The sequence below is a fragment of the Pseudomonas sp. BJP69 genome (assembly GCF_007633355.1).
Classification (GTDB): Bacteria; Pseudomonadota; Gammaproteobacteria; order Pseudomonadales; family Pseudomonadaceae; genus Aquipseudomonas; species Aquipseudomonas juntendi.
Genome location: NZ_CP041933.1, coordinates 4,782,000 through 4,804,222 on the forward strand (window position 1 = coordinate 4,782,000; position 22,223 = coordinate 4,804,222).

At 58.2% G+C, this 22,223-nt stretch carries 18 protein-coding genes and 2 pseudogenes; 7 read left to right on the forward strand and 13 right to left on the reverse strand.

Annotated features, from left to right (window positions below):
* Window positions 1-25: 25 nt before the first annotated feature.
* Both FPB55_RS22375 and FPB55_RS22380 read left to right on the forward strand, forming a co-directional pair.
* Window positions 26-508, forward strand: coding sequence for a spore coat protein U domain-containing protein (locus FPB55_RS22375; protein ID WP_144189307.1), 483 nt, complete (start codon window positions 26-28; stop codon window positions 506-508).
* A 52-nt stretch (window positions 509-560) separates the two neighbouring features.
* Complete coding sequence (locus FPB55_RS22380) at window positions 561-1,034, forward strand: fimbrial protein (RefSeq protein WP_238706645.1); 474 nt, start codon at window positions 561-563, stop codon at window positions 1,032-1,034.
* A 10-nt stretch (window positions 1,035-1,044) separates the two neighbouring features.
* On the opposite strand, the gene FPB55_RS22385 is transcribed toward FPB55_RS22380, so the two are convergent.
* The 5 genes and pseudogenes from FPB55_RS22385 to FPB55_RS22405 form a co-directional block, all read right to left on the reverse strand.
* On the reverse strand, window positions 1,045-1,689 hold the full coding sequence (locus FPB55_RS22385) for a response regulator (RefSeq protein ID WP_144189311.1): 645 nt from the start codon (window positions 1,687-1,689) through the stop codon (window positions 1,045-1,047).
* Window positions 1,690-1,747: 58 nt separating this feature from the next.
* Window positions 1,748-2,398: a response regulator gene (locus tag FPB55_RS22390; RefSeq protein WP_144189313.1), complete on the reverse strand. Its 651-nt coding sequence runs from the start codon at window positions 2,396-2,398 to the stop codon at window positions 1,748-1,750.
* A gap of 277 nt (window positions 2,399-2,675) precedes the next feature.
* Window positions 2,676-3,872 carry an EAL domain-containing response regulator gene (locus FPB55_RS22395; protein WP_144189315.1) on the reverse strand — a complete coding sequence of 399 codons (1,197 nt, stop codon included), beginning with the start codon at window positions 3,870-3,872 and terminating at the stop codon, window positions 2,676-2,678.
* An 11-nt stretch (window positions 3,873-3,883) separates the two neighbouring features.
* Complete coding sequence (locus FPB55_RS22400) at window positions 3,884-6,652, reverse strand: ATP-binding protein (protein WP_144189317.1); 2,769 nt, start codon at window positions 6,650-6,652, stop codon at window positions 3,884-3,886.
* A 168-nt stretch (window positions 6,653-6,820) separates the two neighbouring features.
* Window positions 6,821-7,230 (reverse strand): annotated as a pseudogene (locus tag FPB55_RS22405) (Dyp-type peroxidase); the annotation flags it as partial.
* An 814-nt stretch (window positions 7,231-8,044) separates the two neighbouring features.
* On the opposite strand from FPB55_RS22405, the gene FPB55_RS22410 reads away from it, so the two are divergent.
* The 3 genes from FPB55_RS22410 (at window position 8,045) to FPB55_RS22420 (ending at window position 9,985) form a co-directional block, all read left to right on the forward strand.
* Complete coding sequence (locus FPB55_RS22410; RefSeq protein ID WP_144189319.1) at window positions 8,045-8,992, forward strand: transposase; 948 nt, start codon at window positions 8,045-8,047, stop codon at window positions 8,990-8,992.
* A gap of 470 nt (window positions 8,993-9,462) precedes the next feature.
* Window positions 9,463-9,705, forward strand: coding sequence for a hypothetical protein (locus FPB55_RS22415; RefSeq protein WP_144189321.1), 243 nt, complete (start codon window positions 9,463-9,465; stop codon window positions 9,703-9,705).
* Between the two features lie 16 nt (window positions 9,706-9,721).
* Entirely contained in the window at window positions 9,722-9,985 is a 264-nt protein-coding gene (locus tag FPB55_RS22420; RefSeq protein ID WP_009683500.1) for a DUF3077 domain-containing protein, read from the forward strand.
* Between the two features lie 133 nt (window positions 9,986-10,118).
* Here FPB55_RS22420 and FPB55_RS22425 read toward each other — a convergent pair whose 3' ends face one another.
* Window positions 10,119-11,750 carry a methyl-accepting chemotaxis protein gene (locus FPB55_RS22425; protein ID WP_144189323.1) on the reverse strand — a complete coding sequence of 544 codons (1,632 nt, stop codon included), beginning with the start codon at window positions 11,748-11,750 and terminating at the stop codon, window positions 10,119-10,121.
* Between the two features lie 222 nt (window positions 11,751-11,972).
* On the opposite strand from FPB55_RS22425, the gene FPB55_RS22430 reads away from it, so the two are divergent.
* Both FPB55_RS22430 and FPB55_RS22435 read left to right on the forward strand, forming a co-directional pair.
* Window positions 11,973-13,094 (forward strand): helix-turn-helix transcriptional regulator, encoded by a 1,122-nt coding sequence (locus tag FPB55_RS22430; RefSeq protein WP_144189325.1) that lies wholly within the window; start codon window positions 11,973-11,975, stop codon window positions 13,092-13,094.
* Between the two features lie 68 nt (window positions 13,095-13,162).
* Window positions 13,163-13,690: a hypothetical protein gene (locus tag FPB55_RS22435; protein WP_238706605.1), complete on the forward strand. Its 528-nt coding sequence runs from the start codon at window positions 13,163-13,165 to the stop codon at window positions 13,688-13,690.
* Window positions 13,691-13,855: 165 nt separating this feature from the next.
* Here FPB55_RS22435 and FPB55_RS22440 read toward each other — a convergent pair whose 3' ends face one another.
* The 7 genes and pseudogenes from FPB55_RS22440 to FPB55_RS22470 form a co-directional block, all read right to left on the reverse strand.
* Window positions 13,856-16,249, reverse strand: a complete 2,394-nt coding sequence (locus FPB55_RS22440; protein ID WP_144189329.1) for a TonB-dependent siderophore receptor — start codon at window positions 16,247-16,249, stop codon at window positions 13,856-13,858.
* A gap of 116 nt (window positions 16,250-16,365) precedes the next feature.
* A pseudogene (locus FPB55_RS22445) lies at window positions 16,366-18,309 on the reverse strand (response regulator).
* Entirely contained in the window at window positions 18,299-19,147 is an 849-nt protein-coding gene (locus tag FPB55_RS22450; RefSeq protein ID WP_144189331.1) for an ATP-binding protein, read from the reverse strand. The pseudogene FPB55_RS22445 and the gene FPB55_RS22450 overlap by 11 nt, the downstream one beginning before the upstream one ends.
* On the reverse strand, window positions 19,140-20,153 hold the full coding sequence (locus FPB55_RS22455; protein ID WP_144189681.1) for an ATP-binding protein: 1,014 nt from the start codon (window positions 20,151-20,153) through the stop codon (window positions 19,140-19,142). Before FPB55_RS22455 ends, FPB55_RS22450 begins: the two co-directional genes overlap by 8 nt.
* A complete protein-coding gene (locus FPB55_RS22460; RefSeq protein WP_029885914.1) occupies window positions 20,150-20,554 on the reverse strand; it encodes an anti-sigma regulatory factor in 405 nt (134 codons plus the stop codon). Before FPB55_RS22460 ends, FPB55_RS22455 begins: the two co-directional genes overlap by 4 nt.
* On the reverse strand, window positions 20,551-20,913 hold the full coding sequence (locus FPB55_RS22465) for an STAS domain-containing protein (protein WP_009683492.1): 363 nt from the start codon (window positions 20,911-20,913) through the stop codon (window positions 20,551-20,553). The genes FPB55_RS22460 and FPB55_RS22465 overlap by 4 nt, the downstream gene beginning before the upstream one ends.
* Before the next feature lie 4 nt (window positions 20,914-20,917).
* Complete coding sequence (locus FPB55_RS22470; protein ID WP_144189333.1) at window positions 20,918-21,769, reverse strand: STAS domain-containing protein; 852 nt, start codon at window positions 21,767-21,769, stop codon at window positions 20,918-20,920.
* Window positions 21,770-22,223 lie beyond the last annotated feature (454 nt).

A 22,223-nucleotide genomic window follows, 5' to 3' on the forward strand; every position in this document is an offset into this window, starting at 1 on the left:
TCACAGCCCGCAACAGGAACGTATCATGAGTAAACTCCTTATAGCCCTTTCACTGCTGGGCATCGTCATGTGTGGCATCGCATATGCTGACAGCGACAGCAGCACACTTACCGTTAAAGGCACGTTGATTCGTCCACCGTGCACAATGACCAGCAACAAAGTGCTGATCGCCGATTTCGGTACCCTGCGTTATGACCAGGTAAGTACTGCTGCGCAAATCGATGTCCCGGTGATCATGACGTGCCCACCCAACTCAGTGTTGAATATCAGTGTCACGGCCTCTTCGGCGCTGTCGGACACCGTGGCTTCGGCAGGAAGAAATAACTTGGGTTATTCACTGTTCTGGAAAAGTGACAGCACCGTCATCAACATCAAGGGCACCAAGCGCAACGTCACCAATCTCAATGGTGCGGTTGACCTGAGCATGAAGGCAAAACTCATCGCGCAAGGCACGCTCTCCGAAGGCACGTTCACGGCCTCCGCCGTGATTAATATCGACTACCTGTGATATACCCATGTTCACTCGAATAGCTCTATGGTTCGCGCTCTTAATCGTACTCGTGCTGGGTTTGAGTACTGTCAGTTGCGCCGCAGACGCCCCTTCACTGGATATCAAGGGCACTCTGATAAAACCGCCGTGCACGGCCAGTTTCCCGGCCTCGCAAAGTATTAACATCCCGAAGGTGAACCTTAATTCACTGCGCACTGACATCAGTGAATGGACCGATGTGGACCTCGATTTCACGTGCACCAAAGGCAGCCTTGTGCACCTGCGCTTAAGCGCCGGCAGCGGTTCTTTTGACAGTACGACGCTGCGCACATCGCTCGACAAGCTGGGGCTAAAAACCCGCCTGAGCAACATGACCCCTACCGAGAAAGTGTTGGATTTGAAGTTCGGCGACCAACTGATCTTCCCCATTCGAGACACGCAGCTAAAGCTCAAACTGTCGGTTAGACCTGTGAAAACCGGGCAAGAACTACCCGAGATAGGTAATTACAGCTCAACCCTGTTGCTGGAAATGATCTACCTGTAACTCAAGCCCGTCAGGCAAACAGACTGGCCTTGATGCACAGAATCAACAGCGCCTGATCACTGTCGACCTCAAGCTTGCGCATGCCAGAAATTTTCAGTGTGCTGATGGTTTTAATGCTGCGATTCAAGCTCTGCGCTATATCACTCACGCTCAGGCCTGAGGCAAACAGACGCAATACTTCAAACTCTTTGACCGAGAGCTGGCTGAGCTTGTGCGAAATGCCGTCCATTTCTTCGCTCGACGTGCCCCCATGCGAGTTGTGCTGGTAATGCCCTTCACGATAGAACGTATCCAGCGCCACCAGAATCTGCTCCAGACCGGCGTTCTTGGAAATCACACCGCTAATCCCTAACTCATACAGCCAGGCCACAGTCTTCGGGTTGGAAATCACAGTCAGGATCAGCACCCGTGATTCAGGAAAATGCCGGCGTAAATACTCGACCAGACGTGTGCCGTCGCCATATTGCTCGTCACCCGGCATGTTGTAGTCGGTGATGATCACGTCAGGGCACAGTTGTGCAAGCTTGGTAATCAGCTCAGACGAATTCATGGCTTCACCCACGACCTTAAAACGCGGATCACGCTCTATAATTTCACGCACCCCCATCAACACAATCGGGTGGTCGTCGGCCAGTAATACTCTCATTTTGGACATGACGTTTATGACTCCAGTCCTAAAAGACAGGTTGTTGTGAACAGCCGGGATAGAAGGCTTATGACTCGAAAGGATCGGCCTTGATACAGTAGGTGAGAAGCGCATGATCCGTGAGCACTTCCAGCTTGTGCATTGCAGAAACCTTTTGCGTGCTTACGGTCTTGACGCTGCGGTTTAACAGCCGGGCAATCTCGCTCACGCTGCTTCCGGTCACAAACAGCCGTAGCACCTCAACCTCTCGTGGCGAAAGGTTGCAAAAACGCTCGTCGATCACTTTACCGTTGGCCAGAACAGACATCTCCTGGACATTCGGCGCGACATAAGGCCGATCATTGGCCAAGGCGTTCAGCGCCTTGTCAATTTCTTCGTGGATTTGGTTTTTGGCAATCACCCCCGCCACGCCCATCTCCAATAATCGGGAAATGATCAATTGATTGCTGACCATGGTCAGCACCAGAATTTTCACTGCCGGGAAATGTTCAATGATGTACTCGATCAACTGCAGGCCATCACCGTAAAAGTCATCACCGGGCATGTTGAAATCGGTTATGACCAGATCGGGCTGATTCGACGCCAACAGTTTGATCAACTGCGATGAGCTGACGGCCTCTCCGACCAACTCAAAACGCGTGTCGCGCTGGATCATCTCCCGCAGGCCTACTAAAACCACCGGATGGTCATCGGCAATCACTGCCTTTATTTCGTGCATTGCCCTGACTCCAAATTAATGATGCATCGCTCTTTATCGCTGAGTGAATTCGAGGTAAGGCTAGTGTTCGCCCGGTCAATCGAACGAACACAGATAAGGGCGTGCACAGACGTACACTTCACCAATCTGGAGTGCATGGACGGCAAGGTCAGCCTGCTTAAAAGCCCCTAGCAGGACTGCATAAGGCGCACCCTTTGCTTCCTTGAACCGCTGATAAGTTGTGTTGAAAGAATAAAAAAGTCGGCTGCGCGGCCTGCCCATCATCGTTTGTGCAGCGTTACCCCCATGATGGCTTGGAGCTATCCTCTAACAAAAGAGTTCCAAAATCAGCCGGCGAAATAGCCCCGCAAATCAGAAAACCCTGTGCTTGATCACAGCCAATACGACGCAGAAACGCCAGCTCTGCTTGAGATTCTACGCCCTCGGCGATCACCGTCAGGCCCAGCTTTCGACTCAATTCAACCAAGCTGCGCAAGGCCGAGGCGAGGTTTTCATTTTCAGCGCAGCCATGCACTAGCGAACGGTCGATCTTGAGTTCACTGAAAGGCGTCGACACAAGATTGAAGTAAGAACTAAACCCCTGACCGAAGTCATCCTGGGCCAAGCCAAACCCCATCATGCGCAAACGACAGGCCCCAGCGTAATAATTACTGAGTTCTTTAGTGGTTGAGCTTTCCATAAGCTCAAACACAATGCTGCGCGGCTCCCCGCCTTCGGCAACCACATAATCACGCAAGCGATCAGCCAATTCGTGGTTATCCAGAAAATGCGTGGGCAGGTTAATAGAAACGGGAATATCCCAACCCTGGTCGCGCCATTTTCTTTGCGCTTGCAGGGTCTGCTCCATCATCAACCACAATAGACGCTCCTCCAGCCCCTGCTTTATCAACAACGATAAAAAGTCTTTGGGGAGTAATGTTCCGGCATTCGGGTGCACCCAGCGCACCAATGCCTCGGCACTGAGGATATTGCCGTTGAGCAAGGACTTTTTGGGCTGGAACCACGCCTGGATCTCGGCGTTGTCCATGGCTCGAACAATACTGAAGGGGTCGATTTCAATGGTCAGCGCCGGGCCTGTCACACCGCACAGGCAATAATTAGCCATCTGCTCCTTTAACCGCATGACGGCATTAAGTTCAACCGGCTTCGAGATTAAACCAACCACCGAAATACCCAGTTTTTTTGCCACCAGGCCCGCGCTGATCAACATACGCCGCGATGAAGCACTCATCAGCGCCAGCGCCGGGCGTTTTTTTAGTGCGGCAATTTTTTGGATCAACTGCACACCATCCATGACGGGCATCAGTAAATCGGTGAGTAGCAGGTCATAGTCACGGCGCGTCAGGTGCTCCAACGCCTCATCGCCATCCCATACGGTATCAACCTCAAAGCCGCCCACCTCACTGAACGCATTCAGCAAGTACTCATGCTGAAATGGATGATCCTCAACGACCAAAACACGATATGGTTTCACTGGACCCTACTTTAAAAGTGCTGAAGACAGTTGTACAAAGTGTGCAGAGTAAAAGGCTTGATCAAACAGTGGTTCATCCCCGCGCGCAGGCAGCGCTCACCCTCATCGCGCATCGCATTGGCGGTGGCACCGATAATGGGCTGAGTCACGTTCATGGATCGCAATTGAGCTGCCAACTCATAACCATTCATTATCGGCATATTGACGTCAGTCAGTACCAGATCGAACTTGGCGTCTTGCCACAGCCTCAACGCTTCAAGCCCGTCTCCGGCCAAGGTCACTGAGCAACCGAGCTCTTCTAACTGATCACGCAAGATCAACTGATTGATCACGTTGTCTTCTGCGACCAGGATTCTCAGATCAAGTTTGAACTCGTGCTTTTCAGCTTCCGGATCAAGGAGCGTATCAGCGCTGGTGCCTTGTGCCTTGGACAAGGCACGGTAGACGTCTTGCAAGCTGTTTAGATTAGCCTGCCAACACAGAGTGCTCGGATTGATTGGTGACGACAGGTCACTGGCGGCCACCACGGCAGGGCCGGTCCACTCGGGTTCCAACCGTTGCGCAAAAGCCCCCGGGTGAAGCTCCAGTAACACGTCGCCCTTTAGTACGTCGCCAGGCTTGGGCAGGCCTATGTGGGCACGCGCGCCCCAGCGACGTAACCAGCCGCAGTGGCACTCGGCCAGCTCACGCAGGGGTGACACCACGTACACCACACTGGGCGCCAAATCATCCATGGGGCTTGGGTGCTCTTTGTCTCGCACCTGCTCCAATGGCAAATACAGGGTAAAGCTGCTGCCTAAACCGGGTTCACTGACCAATCGCATGTTGCCATTCATCAAGTGCATCAGGCGCTTGCAGATGGAGAGGCCCAAGCCGGTACCGGCAACTACATTTTTTGCTGACTCCACTTGGTAAAAAGGCTCGAACAACCGCGCTTGTTCTTCAACGGCGATGCCTTTTCCGGTGTCCGACACCTGCCAGTGCAACAGAACGCGCTCATCATCACGGCTGTCCATTTTGAGCCGCAGGACAATTTTACCGTTGTCGGTGAATTTCAACGCATTGTTGAGCAGGTTATTGAGGATCTGGCGGATACGGGTGACATCCCCGCTGAGCCATTCGGGCACAGTCGAATCAATCAAGGCAAACAGTTGCAAGCCCTTTGCTTGCGCAGCCCCGCTATAGACTTGAATCACTTCTTCGATCAGTTCCATAGGGCTGAAGGTGTTGAGTTCAAGTTGCAACTGGCCCGTTTCAATGCGCGATACATCCAGCACATCGCAAATCAATTGGAGCAAATTGCCGGAAGAGCGTTCGATAGCTTTAAGGTAATTGTTTTGCTGATCATTGAGTTCAGTGCGCGCTAGCAGTTCAAGCGTACCTAAAACGCCATACAGCGGGGTTCGAATTTCATGACTCATGGTTGCCAAAAATAAAGTTTTGGCCTCATTGGCACGATCAGCTAATTGCCGGGCGCGCTCCAGCGTCACTTCAATTTGCTTACGCGCGGTGATATCGCTGAAAGCGCAAATCAGCACGTCCTCACCGTTGTACCGGGTCGGCGCGAAGGCAAGGTAGAGAAGCCGGCCATCCTCCATCTCCACTTCATCGCTGGTGCTCGCATCACGTTGGTCAAAGGCACGGCACATCCAGCCAGGGCACAGTTTGCTGCGCTCGCGGCCGCTACCCAGCCACTGCTGCGAAAGGGAGTTTTCCAGCACTACAGTGCCATCTGGGCGGCGAATCACACACAGCGCAACCGGAGCAATTTGCAATACGGCGCGGTTGAATGCCTCGCTTTCAACCAGCGCTTGTATGCGTTCTTCACCTGGGGTAATCAGCCGTTTTTCGATGCGTGCAATGAGCAATCGCAATGCGATGCACGAGGCGATCAACAACAGTACACAGCCTAGCAAAGGCCAGATCAAAACCGGTAGCAGGGAATGAATATCAACGGAATAGACAATTTGCCAGCTTGAGTAGCCGAGCTTTTTCCTGATGGCCAGGCTGTCCGGAAACCAACCGGAGCCGATGAAACCTAAGGAGTTTTTAGGCGACAGCCGATGCTGGGAATCCACTAGCGGGGATTGCACCGCATTGGTGAAAATGATTTGCCCTTTGCCATCCAGCAACATGAAATCGCCAGCACTTTCACTGCGCAAGGCTTCGTTAAGGTCGGCCGCTTCAACCTCAATACCCAGCCAGCCGGACGTCAGGTTACGGTTATCCAGCCGAGCGAACAGGTAAAAAGCTGAGTCCAGGGTTTTCCTGTCCGTCAGCCACAGGTCCTCGCTAAACGAGTACCACTTGCTGTTCTCGTCCTCCAGCCGTTGCAAGACTTCCTTGGGCACCGGCTTCAAGTTGCTTGATGCATTAAACAAGTGCACCACCTCAGGGGCGGAGGCTTGCGGCACATACAACAGACTGACTTTGCTCTCGGACAGGTGCTTCGTCATCCGCTGGGTCAGCCATAGGCTCCAACGATGGGTTTCGGTGCCCAGACTGAAGTTCTTTTCTTCGTCAGGATCAACATTGATAAAGGGCGTGTTCCCGGTTTTATCGGGCACAGCCGTCAGCACAAGACTTTTGAGCAAGGTATGGCGGCTGACGAAATAATCCTGGGCATTGAACACCGCTTCGTTCATAACACTGCGGCGCTGAGAGACTTCTTGGTTAAATACCGCACGCAAATAAATCAAAGATCCGGCAACCACCGCAATGATCAGGCCAGAGGCAAATAAGTGTAGTAGTTTACGGGCAGCTCTAGGAGTCGATTTCATCCCGCGAGCCTACGCCGCGAAACTGTTTAAAGTAATCAGACAATTCCTGAAACCGCAAAATTTAAGTCGCTGGCGAGCGACCCAGGGCTGCGTCCCTCCCCGGCGATACCGCACTTAAGCGGGGCGAGGTGCGCTCAGGTCCAGGCGGCCGTGTTTAAGCGGCGGGCACTAGTAGTGACCACCATTCAACGGGCGGCTGAAGCTGTAGAGGGCGTCGACGATGCCGTCTTCCATGCCGCTCATGCGGCGCAGTTGAACTTCAAAGACGTTCAAGGTGTGGCTGAACGAGACGAACATCAGCCCCGATTTGCCGTTTTCAATCCAGGGCATGGAACGGCGTACGATGAAGGCCTCAGACGAAAAGCTCTCTTGTGCGGTGCGTTTGACGTGGGCCGATTCCGACGCGTCGTCCAGTTCCTCGTTGTCGCTTTTAGGCGGCCAATCATGTTGTCCTATTCGGCCTGCGGGCGGGCGGCAAAGCCACCGAGGTCGTGTTGCCACTGTTGCACCGCAAACAACACGCCGCCGTCCAGCCCCGGGCCTGCATTGGTGACGATGGCCGCGTCTACGGCCGCTTCGACCTGCTAGCCGACACAGCGAAAGAAAGGACCAAGGCCGTCAAGAATGCCATCAGAACGGCCGTAACTAAGTGGGACTTCCTGCAGACGAGGGTATGACAACCCATCAAGCGAGTCGAAAAGATCTATGTCATAGATCATTTCAATACCCCCGTCATGGAGTCTCAAGCCACGTCATTTCAGTCCCCAGCTGTCACACTCCAAAGTCACTTCATTCCGCCATGAGTTATAGATCGCCGCCGTGATCAGTGTTATAGGTGGTGCCGCTCCTGGCGCCGGTCCTGCTCTGGCCGGTGGCCAGGCTGGCACAGTAATCGGTGTCGTTGCTGGTCCGAAGCACTAGGTCAACGTACGAGGTCGACTACGAGCCCCTTTCATTCGACTTCATAGTCCTGATTTCAGATTTTGCGAAGCGGTATTCCAAAAGGTAATCCACAGAAAATTCTAACCGATATTTATCTTTTATTTTCAATAACATAGGTTATAGTTTCAGATTATCCCGGCCCACCAATTACCAAAAAAGAAGGCGCCCCCGGGCGTAATCCCAGTCAGTTAAGCTTTCGTGGCAGCCATTGGGCTGCTTCGCAGTCCATCGCCGGCAAGCCAGCTTGTATGGTTAGACTTGAAGGGAGGAGGAGGGACAAAGCCAGCTTCTGACTGTTAGCGCAGTACAGACCGTGGGAGACCTCGTCCCTCCTCCCTTTTCACCCAAGCGCCGATAAAGAATGCTTCCGGGCTCGGACCGACGAAAGACACAAGCCAGCGCCTCTGGGCGACCCTTCAAGTACTCCAACACTATCGAGGAGAGTTGCTCATGGCAATGGTGGTTGCTGATTCAAAGCGGCTGATTGGCGTGGATGTGGCCAAAACAGAATTGGTCATTTGGGACGATGAATCAGCAGAACTCATAGCAATCCCCAATACTAAAGCAGCTATCAAGAAATGGCTCAAAGGCCTCTCGGGTACGATGTCCGTCGCTATCGAAGCGACCAACATCTATCACGTTCTGTTTACGGATCTGGCCTTTGAGTTCGGGCATACGATTTACGTGGTAGATGGGTACGCCCTGAGCCATTACCGTAAAGGTGTCAACGTACGCGCTAAGACAGATGCAATTGATGCCCAGCTGTTGGCCCGCTATCTGAAGAACGAAGGGCAGGACCTAACGCCCTGGGCGCCGCCACCGGCTATCTATCGACAGCTTCTGAGCTTGTTCCGGCGACGTGCAGGCCTGGTCCAGGCACGAACCAGCCTGACTCAGGGGTGGGCCAATGAACCGCTACTCAAAGCCGCCTTCAAGACGCATCTGCGTGCGATGCAGCGGCTTGAGCTGCTGGTGGAGAAGATGATCAAGGGCCTGCTGGAAAAGGCCGGGCTGATGCCTCAGGTAAAGCGCTGCATGAAGGTCGAAGGGGTTGGTTTTCTAACTGCTGCTCGCCTGACAGCGACGTTTCAGCGTGGCAACTTCAGCGGGGGTGATGCGTTTATCGCCTTTTTGGGTATGGATCTGAGGATTGCGCAGTCGGGGCAGAAAAAAGGGCAATCCAAGCTCACGAAGCGAGGAGACCCCGAAGCTCGACGCCTCCTTCACAACGCGGCTATGTCAGCATCCCGCACAGCAGCATGGAAGTCGTACTACGAAGAGCGCCTGGCGCGTGGTTTTAGCACGACAGCATCGCTTGTCATGCTCGCACGCAAACTGGCGCGAGTAGTATTTGCCCTACTGAAAAGCGGAGACGAGTATCGGTCAAAAGCCGCTTAAAAAACTTCCCTAAAACCATAGAATCTCCCACAGGTACCGCGCAAAGCTTAAGGTCGGCACTGCTGTTGTGAGAGCCCGGCTTGCCGGCGATGGGCCGCAAAGCGGCCCCAATCGCTTAACTGACCGACATTACTCCCGGGCGTCGTTTGTGCCTGTGGCTGGCTAGCCCGGCGCCAGAAAATCAGATCTTACCCCTTCCGCGTAGGACGTTTCCCAAACATACTCCCTGCGCCTGTTTTCCGTTGCAGCCTCAAGGTCAGAGTTCTAGGCTCGGTGGGTCGTTGCTCATCAACGACCGGCTTTGACAGGCCGCAACGATACACAGCGCGCATAACCGTTAATGGCGGTTGTGCATGGGGCACGCTCGCGTGCGCCGGTTTCTGTGTTCGCCGGTCTGTCAACCCATGCACAGCTGCCACCATTCCGTTTGACAGCGGGTTGGCGGTGGCCCCTATCGAGAACACAGACCAATGCTCAAAATCGTTCCTGACCCACCCCACCTCCCCCACTCCCTGGAAGACACCATCATGCTCGCAACCGACTACGCGCTCTGCGCGGAAGCCGTTGCCCAGCAAGCAATGCTGATGCAACCCAGATCACCCGCCTCCGTGTTGATCATGGCGTCGATGCACGAGCTGGAAACACTCCGCCGTTTGCTCGAATCGGCACTGGCGCAAATACAAAGGCCAGCCGACCCGCAAACCATGCATTGACCAGGGGTATTGCTCGATGACCACCGAAAACACCCAATGCACTGTCGGCAAAACCATCTTTTTCCAAGGCGAAAACCAGACCCACCCGCTGTTCCGCATCGAACCGGGCATCCCCTGCCAGAACGCCCGTGAACAGGCGTCCGAGCTGATGGGCTATGCGCGGGATCTGACCATTGATGGGTTGATGGAAGACAAGCCGAAGCTGATCTGGGCAGCGCACTATCTTTGCGCTCTGGGGAAAGCGCTGCTGGATGATGCGGAGTTGGGAATGATGCGCTGAACCTCAAGGCCAAAGGCGATCGAAGTCAGTCGGCTCGCAGCTATCAGTCACTGACGCGATCGACCGCCAAGGGCCCCTGTGCGCACGGCGAATGAGGACGTCGCACGCGCAGGGGCATCACCCCCTTACCCCGTCAAATCCGAAACACCCCCACCTGCCCATACAACCCCTGGGCCAACCGCTGCAACGCCCCCGCGGTCTCGGCCGTCTGCTCCACCGCCTGGCTATTCTGCTGCGACATCTGCGCAATCCGTTCAACGTTGCGCGCCACATCCTGGCTAGCCGCGGTCTGTTCCCGCAGTGCCAGGGAAATCTGATCCACCATACGCACCACGTCCCCCGAAGACTGCCGAATGTTGACGATCGCCTCCCCCGCTTGTTGCGCCAGGGTCACACCGCCTTTGACCTGCTGCACACCCACCTCCATCTGCCCCACGGCCTCGCGGGTGCCGGACTGGATGCGTTTGACCATCTCGGTAATTTCCTGGGTCGAGTTGCCGGTGCGTTGTGCCAGCAAGCGTACTTCGTCGGCGACCACCGCAAAGCCCCTGCCCTGTTCGCCGGCGCGGGCGGCTTCGATGGCGGCGTTCAGGGCCAGCAGGTTGGTTTGCTCGGCAATGCCGCTGATCACGCTGACAATGCTGCTGATCTGCTCGGCATGGCTGTCCAGTTCGCTGATCTGGCCGGCAGAGGCTTCTACGGTCTGGGCGATCAGGTTCATGCGCGACAGCGTTTCCTGAATCACGCTGCCGCCTTCGCTGGACTGGCGACCAGACTCGCTGGACTGGGCATGCGCTTCCACCGCATTGTCAGAGACATGGTTGATACTCACGGTCAGCTCCTCGACCGTGGCCGCCATCGAGGAGGCCGAACTCGACTGTTCCTGGGCTGACGCGGAGAGCTGTACCGATGCCGCCGAAATGTTGTCGGCAGCCCCCACCAGTTGTTCGGCACTGGCCCTGATCTCGCCAATCATGGTGCGCAGGCGCTCTTGCATGGCCACGAATGCCTGTTGGAGGGTGCTGACTTCATCCGTACCTTCAATGGCGATGGTGTTGTCCAGGCGCCCGTCAGCGATGTTGCGCGCCAGCGTTACAGCTTCACCTAGGCGGTGGGTGAGGGTTCTTCCAAGGAATGTGGCGATCAGCACAGCCAGGATTGCAGCGACCAATCCGCCGGCGATCAGGATGGTGAAGGCGGTGGATTTCGCCTGGTCCATCAGCAGGCTGCGCTCGTCCTGCAGGGATTTCTCGGCCGCCTGGAATTCGTTGATCACGGTGCGCATCGCGTCCATTTTGGCTTTGGCCTGGCCCGAGCTTATCTGGCTGACCAGCGTTGTCAGCGGGGCGCGGTCTGCATTGACCTCGCGGCGCAGGTTCACGCTGGTTTGCATGTCTTGCTGCAACCACTGTTGGTAAAGCTGTTGCAGGCGGGCCAGCCGGCCTTGCTGCTGGGGGTTGTCGGCGGTGGCTTGCTTCAGGCGATTGTAAGCGTCGGTGAACGCCTCTTCGCCTGTGTTCATGGGCTCAAGGAAGCTGTCCTGGCCGGTGAGGGCAAAACCGCGCATGGCGGTTTCTATGTCGACAAGGCTGTTGAGCATGCTGCTGGAGCGGTTGAGCACGTCGTAGCTGTGGATGTTGCGCTTCACGCTGCTGCTGACCTGGTCGAAGCCTCGCAAGGCAGTCAGTACCAATACGGCGATGATGAGCAGGACAAGACCGAAACCGGTGTACAGTTTTTTCGAGATACTGAGATTGTTGAGCATCGTGGGGGCTACCCTTCAAGGCCTGGCTGGACGCTACGCTGGGTCCCGGGCACAGGGGTGCGGTCGGGTTTTGGCGTAGTGACGTTTTGATATCAGGCCTATGATTATCTTGTACAGGAAAAGTTCTTTGTACAATTATTTTGGTCACCTGAGTCTTGCAGGGTTTCGTACGTAACTTGATGAAACTTGATTTCCGGTCGGCCACCCCCTACATTAGCGCCTATGCAAAATACCCTACATACCGATTCGCTTCGGGCTGCGCTTGCCCAGCGCGGCTGGACCCAACGAGACCTGGCAGACCAGATGGGGGTTTCGGCGCAGTCCGTAACCAACTGGTTCAAAGGCAAGGATTTTCCTCGCCCGGACAAATTGCTGAAGTTGGCCACGATGCTCCAGCTGTCGTTTTCACAGCTGGTGTCGCCTCCTGAAGATCAACCAATCGTCGCCTTCCGCAAAAAGGCGGGCACCAAGACTACCGATGAGCACATCCAGAAAGCGCTGGCCATTGGTGACTTACTCAAGCCGCTTGTCCCATTCCTTCCGAAGCTGCCGACTTTACGTACCAAAATTTCTTCTCCGTCCCTGACGTATGCACGCTTGCAAAGCGATGCATCGCAGGTGCGCAACAAGCTAGGCCTGGGTGAACTCAGCGTACTGGGCTACGAGGCGCTGATCGCGGAGTTCAAAGGTTGTGGGGCCGTGCTCGTGCCGGTCCTGTGGGGGCACAAGCAGCAGCATAAAAACGCGCTGCACATCCTGTTGCCATCCTCCGACGTAACTTTCGTGTTCGTTAACCTCGATACCAAACTGGAAGACTTCAAGTTCTGGATGGCTCATGAACTGGCGCACGTCTACACCCCGGAGCTTGCTGGAAGCAATGAGGGGGAAGACTTTGCGGATGCCTTCGCCGCTGCCCTGCTGTTCCCTGAAGCCTGTGCACGGGCTGCCTATGCCGAGGCGGCACAAGCACCCAACACCGCCGGTGAGATAGATATCCTTCAGCAGCATGCGAAGCGTCATCAAATTTCGTTGAATACGGTGTTCCAGCAAACACGCAGCCACGCGGCGGAAAACCAGTTGCCAGCGCTACAAGTGGACGAGAAGACAATCCATAGGGTGCGCAACAGTTCTGCACCGCAAATGGTGAGCACGATCTTGTTTGAGCCAACGCCACCCAAGCCTGCCCAGTATCTTGCCGCCGCTTCGAATGTGTTTCAGTCAGAATTTTTCTTGGCGCTCAAGCGCATGCTTCGGGAACATGAAACCGGGCCTTCTTATGTGCAGCAAATCCTGGACGTGTCGCTCAGGGACGCCATAGCGCTGCATGGCGAGCTGTTGCGTTGAAGGCGGCATCAACGCTCGTATTGCTGGACACCAATGCGTATCTACGGCTGGCTAAACGTGTCCGCCCCATGCTGGGCGTGACGTTCGGGCAGAAAAATTATGTGCTGACCATCCTCAAGGATGTGGAAGAAGAAGTGCATCGCAGTGGTGCGCTGAAATTCAAATTTCCTTGGTTCGACGCTGAAGATCTGGCGGCGGAGCGGCTTGCAAAACAGGTCCGCCTCAGCGCTGACGAAAAAGCCCAGTTGGAGGCCGCTCAAAGCGTATTACGTGGGTGGGTATTGATGAACCCGGTGGTCTATACAACAGCTGGCCGTTCCCCACCCTCACCTACGGACTGCAGGGTGCTTGCCTTTGGTCAGATTCGTAGCGCTATTGTGGTTACCGACGACCTGGGCATGCATAAGTTGGCAGATGATTTCGCCATTCCCGTCTGGCATGGTCATGAGCTGCTCAAGAAAATGCTGACAGCCAAACTCATCAATAACGAGCAGGTAAAATGCATCTTCGAGGCGCTTGAGCTCAACGATGACCTGACCGATACATGGCGCCAAGCCAAACACACCGCGTTTGTGAAACTGTTTGGTAAACGGTAAGGGGGTTGCTGTGTCCCGATACCCATCGGTGATTATGCTTCACCTGAATGGGATGGCACCGGCCATGCCGGTGTTCGCGGCTGAAGCCGCTCCTACAGGAGGGTTGGATTGGGAGGGGGGTCACCCAGCTCTGGGGCTGGGTGACGATCATGAGCCTGGGCTGGCTTACCAGCTGTAACTCAACTTGGCGGTCACTTCACGCCCTGGGTTGTAGTAATCGGCCGTACCCGAGCCAACCACATGCTGCTCGTCGAACAGGTTGCTGACATTCAGCGCCAGGTCGGTGCCTTTGGCGATCTTGTAGTTCAGCGCAGCGTCGAACAGGGTGGTGCCGTCGCTTTTCTTGGTGTTGGCCGCGTCCATGAAGTAACCGCCCACGTACCGCGCCCCCAAGCCCACGCTCACGTCGGTGTCGGGTATGTCGTAGTAGCTCCACAGCGAAGCCGTATGCTTGGGCGCAACGGTGAACGCTTTGCCTTTGAGCGAGCTGCCGTCATACAGCGAGCCGCGCAGCACTTCGGTGTCCATGTACGAATAGGCCCCGATCAGGCTGAGGTTCTGCGTGACCTGGGCCTTGGCTTCCAGGTCCAGGCCGCGCGCGCGGGACTCGCCCACGGTTTGCTGCTCGATGATGCCGCTGGGCAGCACCACGGCGATGGTGACGTTTTCCTGGGTCAGGTCGTACACGGCGGCCGAGAACATCGCATCCATGCCCAGCGGCGAGTACTTCACGCCCACTTCGTACTGCCTGCCGGTCTGCGGGGTAACCCCTACCTGCGGCGGCGAAACAGATTCCACCATGCTGACGTAGGTCGACACTTCATCGTTGACGATGTAGGTCAGCGCGCCGCGGTAAGAGGTTTCCGAGAAGGTGTCGCTCTGCCTGTTCACACCCCCCACATACTCGGTGCTGGTCAGGTCCATCGAGTCATTGCGCATACCCACCGTGGCAATGACGCGGTCGTAGAAGGACAGGTTCTGCTGAAGGAACACGGCCTTGGTGGTGGCGTCGTTTTTCTCGCGGCTATACGGCGTGATGCCGCCAGGTACACCAGTGAATACGGGGTTGGCGATGTCTATCGACGGCGCCAGGCTGTACACCGAGCGCTGTTTGTTGGTCGAGTCCAGGTATTCCACGCCCACCAGGGTGCTGCTGTCGATGTGCTCGAACTGGGCATCGTACTGCAGCATCAGGTTGCCATTGAGCTGGTTCGCATCGGTGTCGGTGCCGAACACGTAGCGGGGGATCACGGTGCCCACCCGCTCGGCGCTGTCGCTCAGGTAGACGTAGCCGAAGTCATCGCTCAGCTCGCTGTAGCGCAGGTTGCTGCGCAGGGTGAAACCGTTGTCGAAGTCGTGGGTGATGCTGGCGCTGAGGCTGGTGCGCTCCACATCATGGAAGTTGTAGCCGGGCTCGCCGTAGAAATCGCTGCGGTCGTATTCCTTGTCCAGCGGGTAGCCACCGCTGTTGGGCGAGCTGTTGGTCTTGAGGTAATCGAGAATCACCGTGGCCGAGGTGAAGTCGCTGGGCGCCCAGGTCAGGCCGCCCATCACGAAGCGGTTGTCGTCTTGCGAGTGGTCGTACTCGCGGTCGCTGTTCTGCAGCTTGGCCGTGAAGCGGCCAGCCAGGGTCTGCTCGTCGTTCAGGGCATCGCCCACGTCAATGCCGGTCTCGGCATGGTCGTAGGAGCCGTAGGTCACGTAGCCCTGGCCGAACTTCTCGAAGCGCGGCTGCTTGGTCACGAAGTTCACCGAGCCCCCTGGGTCTGCCGGGCCGAACAGGGTGGAGTTGGCGCCGCGCAGAATCTCGATGCGCTCATAGGCATAGGGGTCTTCGCGCACACCGCGCATCGAGCTCAGGGTAAGGCCGTCGCGGTAGGTGGTGGCCTGGAAGCCGCGGATCTGGAAGTAATCGTTGCGGTCGTCCGAGCCGTAGAAGTCGCTGACCACGCCCGGGCTGTACTGCAGCGCTTCCTCGGTGGTGCTGACGCTGCGCTGCTCCATTTCCTTGCGGGTCACCACAGACACCGAGGCCGGGGTGTTGAGGATGCTGGTGGCCACCTTGCCACCGACCCACAGCTCCTTGGCCACCACTGAATTGAGGTCGTCATCGGCGCTGGCCTTGACCTTGGCATTGATGATGACCGGCGCCAGCCGGTAATCCTCGGTCGCGCCCAGCTCCAGCGGGCCGGCAGCCGGCGCTTGCGCAATGATCTGGTAGGCCTGCGGGCCTTGCTGTTCAACCTGCAGATCGGTCCCCTGCAACAGCGCCGACAACGCGGCGGGCGTCGCCAGGCCGCCCTGCACGCCCTGGGTGGTGCGGTTGGCCACGGTTTGCGCGTCGAAGGCCAGGCTCACACCCGCCTGCCGGGCAAAACGGTCCAGCGCAGGTGCCAGCGGGCCAGCAGGGATGTTCCACTGCTGCAGTTGCAGGGTGTGATCAGCGCCAGCAGGTTGCGCCAGCGCTGGCAATGCCGGGCTGCTGACAACCAAACCCAGAATCGCAGCGTGCATGGCACGGCTGAGGGGGTGGCGCTGTGGAACCGGTGTCGAACTCATTTTCTCGCTCCGTAGAGGGTCGGCGGGTGGCCTGTATTCCGGCCTTGTGCAAAGGCCGAACGAGAATGAGAAAACACCTCATTTATTTTCAGAAAAAACGGACGGGGGTAATTGCCTCAGGGTGTACCGACCGCCTGGCGCACTTTTACCAGCAGCTCGTAGAGCTGAAACGGCTTCACCAGCATGTCCATGCCCGCGCCGAGAAAGGCCTGGCGGTCCTGGGCCGCATCGGCGTACCCGGTCATGAACAGCACCGGCAACTGGGGCCGGTAGCACCGCGCCAGGTCGGCCAGTTCGCGGCCGCTGAGGGTCGGCAGGCCAACATCGGTCAGCATCATGTCCAGGCTGGCGTCGTCGCGCAGGTGCCGCAACGCCTCGTCAGTGGTGGTGGCCACCGTACAGCGGTACCCGGCATCGGTCAGCGCTTCTGCCACCGCCACCTGCACCGAGGCCATGTCTTCCACCACCAGCACGTGCTCGCCATTGCCTTGCAGGTTCTGCACATTGGCCGGCTCCACCGCTACCGCAGCCTCCGCGCTGGCCGGCAGCAACAGGGTCACCTCCGTGCCCTGCCCCACCACGCTGCTCAGCAGCACATGCCCGCCGGACTGCCGGGCGAAGCCCTAGATGGTCGACAGCCCCAGCCCGGTGCCCTGGCCCACCGGCTTGGTGGTGAAGAACGGGTCGAACACCTTTTCCAACAGCTCCGGCTCGATGCCGCTGCCGTTGTCGCGCACGTTGACGGCAATGTAATGGCCGTCCGCCAGGTCGGGGTTGCCCTGCGACCAGGTGGCTGCGGTGTTCACCCAGATCCGCCCCCCCTTGGCCAAGGCATCGCGCGCATTGATCACCAGGTTGAGCACCGCGCTCTCCAGTTGCACCGGGTCGACCAAGGCGATGGCCGGGTGGGTCGACAGGTCCAGGGTAAGCTTGATGCGCTCGCCGATGGTGCGGTTGAGCAGCTCTTCCAGCGAGCGTACATGCTGGTTGACGTCCACCGGGCGGGTATCCAGTGGCTGCTGGCGCGCGAAGGCCAGCAACCGGTGGGTCAACGAGGCCGCGCTGGTGGCTGAACTGAGTGCGGCTTCGGCGTACCTGGGCACTTTCTCGATGCGGTTTTCCGCCACCCGTTTGCAGATCAGCTCCAGGCTGGTGATGATGCCGGTGAGCAAATTGTTGAAATCGTGGGCAATGCCGCCGGTCAGGCTGCCCAGGGCATCCATTTTCTGCAGTTGCAGCAGTTGCGCTTCGGTGCGTTCGCGCACCGCCACTTCCCGCGCCAACTGGCTGGTGGCATCGTCCAGGCGGGCCAGGTGGGAGCGCTCCCGGTGGCGGTGTTCGGTGATGTCCTCGATGAACACCAGGCACAGCCCTGGCGCCTGGTAGGGCGACAGCTGCCACTCGGTTTCGCGGACATGCCCGTGCACCAGCATGCTCAGGGTACCCTTCCAGCGCTCGCCAGCCGCCAGGTGCCGGCGCAGGTCAGCCAACGCTGGCTCCTGGCCGCTGGCAAAGCATTCCAGCAGTTGCGAGGGGTTGCTGTTTTCCTGGGTCAGGTGGCTGAATGCCTGGTTGCACTCGTGCACCTTGAACTCGGCGTCGAGCACCGCGATGGGCGCCGATACACCGGTAAATATCTCGCGAAAGCGCGCCTCGCTGCGGCGCAGGGCGCGCTCGGCGTCCCGCACCCGCAACAGGGTACGCAAGGTTGCCAGCAACACATCCGGGTCTACGGGGTGCACCAGGTAAGCATCGGCGCCAGCGTTCAAGCCGGTGATGATGTCACCGCTCTGGATCGACGCGGCCGACACGTGAATCACCGGCAACAACGCCGTGCGGGCATCTTCGCGCAGCAACCGTACGATATCGAACCCGCTCATGTCGGGCAGGTTCACGTCCAGGATCAAGGCATCTATCTGCTCGTCGCGAATCAGCGCAAGGCCTTCACCGCCGGTGCCTGCCTCCAGCACTTCGTAGCCGTGCACTACCAGGCGCCGGCGCAGTGCGTAGCGGGTGGCGACGTTATCGTCCACGATCAGCAAGCGCACCTCAGGTTTCATCGGCGTTCTCCTGAGCCAGGGCCAGAGGAATCACCACGAAGAAGGTAGAGCCTTCCCCTGGTTCACTGTGCACCCCCACTTCGCCACCCAGCAGCATGGCAAAGCGCTTGCACAACGACAGGCCCAGGCCAGTGCCGCGAAAGCGCTTCTGCAGTGGCGAATCTACCTGGGTGAAATCTTCGAACAACGTATCCAACAGCTCTGCTGCAATGCCAATGCCGGTATCACTGACGGCAAAGCGGATGCGGTCGTCGCCATACAGCTGGGCCGACACCCGCACCTCACCCTGGGCGGTGAACTTCAGCGCGTTGGAAATGAAATTGCGCAGAATCTGCGCGAGCTTCTTGTCATCGGTGTACAGCCGCGGCAGCCCTGTAGGCTCCTCGAAGATAAGGTCGACTGCAGTAGCGTCGACAATCGGCCGGAACATGCCGCGCAAGGCCGCGAACAGATCGAGCATGTCGAACCAGGCCGGCGAGATGCTGATGCGCCCGGCTTCGATCTTGGCAAGGTCGAGCAGGTCGTCGACCATGTCGGACAGCTCGCGGGTGGCGGTGCTGATAAAGGTGACCTGGCGGTGCTGTTCAGCCGACAGCGGCCCGTCGAGCTCGTCGGTAAGCAGGCCGGTGATGCTCAGGATCGAACCCAGCGGCGTGCGGAATTCGTGGCTCATGTACGACAGGAAGCGGCTTTTCAAGTCCGACGCCTGGCGCAGCTGTTCGGCCTGTATGTCCAACTCGGCGTACAGCGCCAGCACGCCCTGGTTGGTTTCTTCCAGTTCGGCACGCAGGGCATCGTTTTCTGCCTGCAGCCGGGCAATTACCTCTGCATCAGCCATGCGCCGCCTCCAGGTCGATGACCAGCACGGTTACATCATCCCGGCCCCGGCAGAAGTCGCGGTGCAGCACTGCCGCGATCACGGCCGGGTGACGGTGCACCAGGCCAGGGTAACTCTCCAGATTCCAACGGGACTGCAGGCCGTCGCTGTACATGATCAACAGTTTTCCATTCGCTTGAGCGTAGTCAAATACCTGGGCTTTTCTATACTGCCCGCCAACGATGCCGGGCAACGAAGCCAACCCACGCACCTGGGTGGCGCTCACCAGGCTGGCGCCGATATTGCCGATGCCGGCAAAACCGAGGTGGTCGCGGGCACCGTCATAGCGTGCTATCGCCACCGCGCCACCACGGCTGCCATTCATGGCATGGTGCATGGCCTGCAATTGCTCCAACTGGCTGGCGAACGGGGCCTGGGCAAACACTGCCGCGCCCGCGCTGGCTGCAGCCTGGGCATCCACACCGTGGCCTAGGCCGTCGATCACCAGGGCGCTGATACGCTGCCCTTCGATCGCCAGGTGCCAGGTATCGCCACAGGCGGGGTCGCCGTGCAGGGCATGCTGGCTTACCCCCACGCGCAAGTCTGGCGCGTGGTCGCGCTGGGCATGCACGCGCGCCAGCACCACCGCGCCGCGCGCATCGGCGTACACATCGAATACCTGGGCCATGCGCGCCAAGGCCCCCAGGCCGATTCCCTGGGTGCCTGCGGTTGAATAACCGTCGGTCAGGCAGGCCTGCGCATCAAAGCCCTGGGCACGGTCCGCCGTGACCAGTTCAATGGCATAACCCCCGTGCTCACGGGGCAGCACCCGCAGGTGCAGTTCACCGCAGCCTGCATGCTTGAGCACGTTGCTGCACAGCTCGGTGGCCAGCAGCGCCACACGGCCGCAGTCCTCTTCGTCAAAGCCGTGCCGCTCGGCCAGCTTTTGTGCGGTACGCCGGGCGTGGCCAACATCGCTCGGGTCTGCCAGGCCAATCACCTGGGTCTGGCTGGCGAACAGGTTCATGCCCATCGGGTGATCGTCACGCGTGTGCCCTGCCCTGGCGCGGTGTCCAGTTCAAATTCATGGACAAGCCGCCGAGCGCCGGTCAGGCCCAGGCCCAGGCCACCGCCCGAGGTCCAGCCGTCAGTCAGCGCCAACTTGATGTCGGGGATGCCGGGGCCCTCATCGCGGAACAACAGGCGCAAACCGGTGCGCCCGCCATCCTCCAGCACAGCCCAGTCCATGTCGCCACCACCGCCATACACCACCGTGTTGCGCGCCAGTTCACTGACTGCCGTCACCAGCTTGGTCAGGTCCACCAGGCGCATGCCGCATTCGCCGGCCAGCTTGCGCGCCAACTGACGCGCCAGTACCACATCCTGTTCGATTCGTACCGGTTGGCTGCCGCTTTCGCGCACATTCATTTTTGGCTCACACGTTGACGCAGCACTTGCATGCCACGCTCCACATTGAGTGCCGTGCTCACGCCCGGCAGGGTAAGGCCCAGTTCGACCAAGGTAATGGCCACGGCCGGCTGCATGCCGACCACCATGGTTTCGGCATCCAGAATGCGGGACAGGCCAGAAATGCTGGCGATCATCCGGCCGATGAACGAGTCGACCATGTCCAACGCGGAAATATCGATCAACACGCCCCGGGCCGAGGTACTGCTGATGCGCTCGGTCAGGTCTTCCTGCAGGGTCATCGCCAGCTGGTCGTGCATGTCGACCTGAATGGTCACGAGCAGGAACTCGCCCATTTGCAGGATCGGGATACGCTCCATGGGCTTACCCCTGCTTGCTGATGTCGCAGCCCAGGCGTGCAAGGGCTAGCTTGAGGGCGTCGGCCAGGCTGGCCTTGGTGGTCAGCGAGCCCAGGTCCAGCCCCAGGTGCACGATGGTCTGGGCGATTTGCGGGCGCACGCCACTGATGATGCAGTCGGCGCCCATCAGGCGGATGGCCGTGACGGTCTTCAGCAGGTGCTGGGCGACCAGGGTGTCGACGGTGGGTACACCGGTGATATCGATGATGGCAATTTCCGAGCCGGTGTCGACGATGCGTTGCAGCAGCGACTCCATGACCGTCTGGCTACGCTGCGAGTCCAGCGTACCGATCAGTGGCAGCGCCAGCACCCCGTCCCACAGTTTGACCACGGGGGTAGACAGCTCCAGCAGTTCTTCCTGCTGGCGCCTGATCACTTCCTCGCGGGTTTTCTGGAAAGCGCGGATGGTGTGCATGCCCATGCCATCGAGCAGTTCCGACACCAGCCACAGTTGCTCGGCCAGGCGTGCCGGCTCGCTGCCGTACTGCGCTTGCAGCAAGCCGAACAGCGGCCCTTTCAAAGCGAAGATAAAGAACGCGGCCTGGTGCGAATCGTGGCCAAGCTGAGCGCGGCTGGCAGAAAGCTTCTCCAGGAACCGGCGCAACGCCTCCCACTCGCTGCCGGCCAGGTGGCTGCCGCCACCAGCGCGCAGGCCGTCCACCAGCAACTGCAGAAACTCCTGGGTTTCCTGTGCCAGTACCTGCTCTTTGATATTGCGCGTGGCGCCGTTGGTTTCGAGGCTGGCTATCCATTCCTCGCGCAGTTGCGCCTGGCTATGTTGGATAGCCTCCAACGTGCTGCCTTGCAGTGTTGCCATGTGCCTTCGCTCCAGTGGTGAAGGCCGGCGTCCCGATGAATGGCCGGCCTGCTGTGAATGACATTTGCCGGTTCGATTAGTTGTGCAGCGGGAAAAGATAATTGCATTAAGCCATTTAGGATAGCCCAACGGCTTCGGATTGCGGCAGCCTACTGCGAAACGGTTTTATAGGAATGCATACCATCACGGCATGACATCGATGCAACCTTGAACCGTACCTCATATTGCAAGTACCCGCCCGGTAATCGGCGGCGGGGCGGAAGCAAGATGCCCAAGGCGCTCGGAAACCGCCTGGCGCACTCGGTAGGCAACTCCAGCGCAAAAAAAAGGCACCTACCCATAGGTAATGCCTGTCAGTTAAGTAATTTGGGGCCGCTTTGCGACCCTTCGCGGGCACGCCCGCTCCCACAGGGATCGCGCATTTCTTGAGTTCAGCGCCGAACGTGTGGGAGCG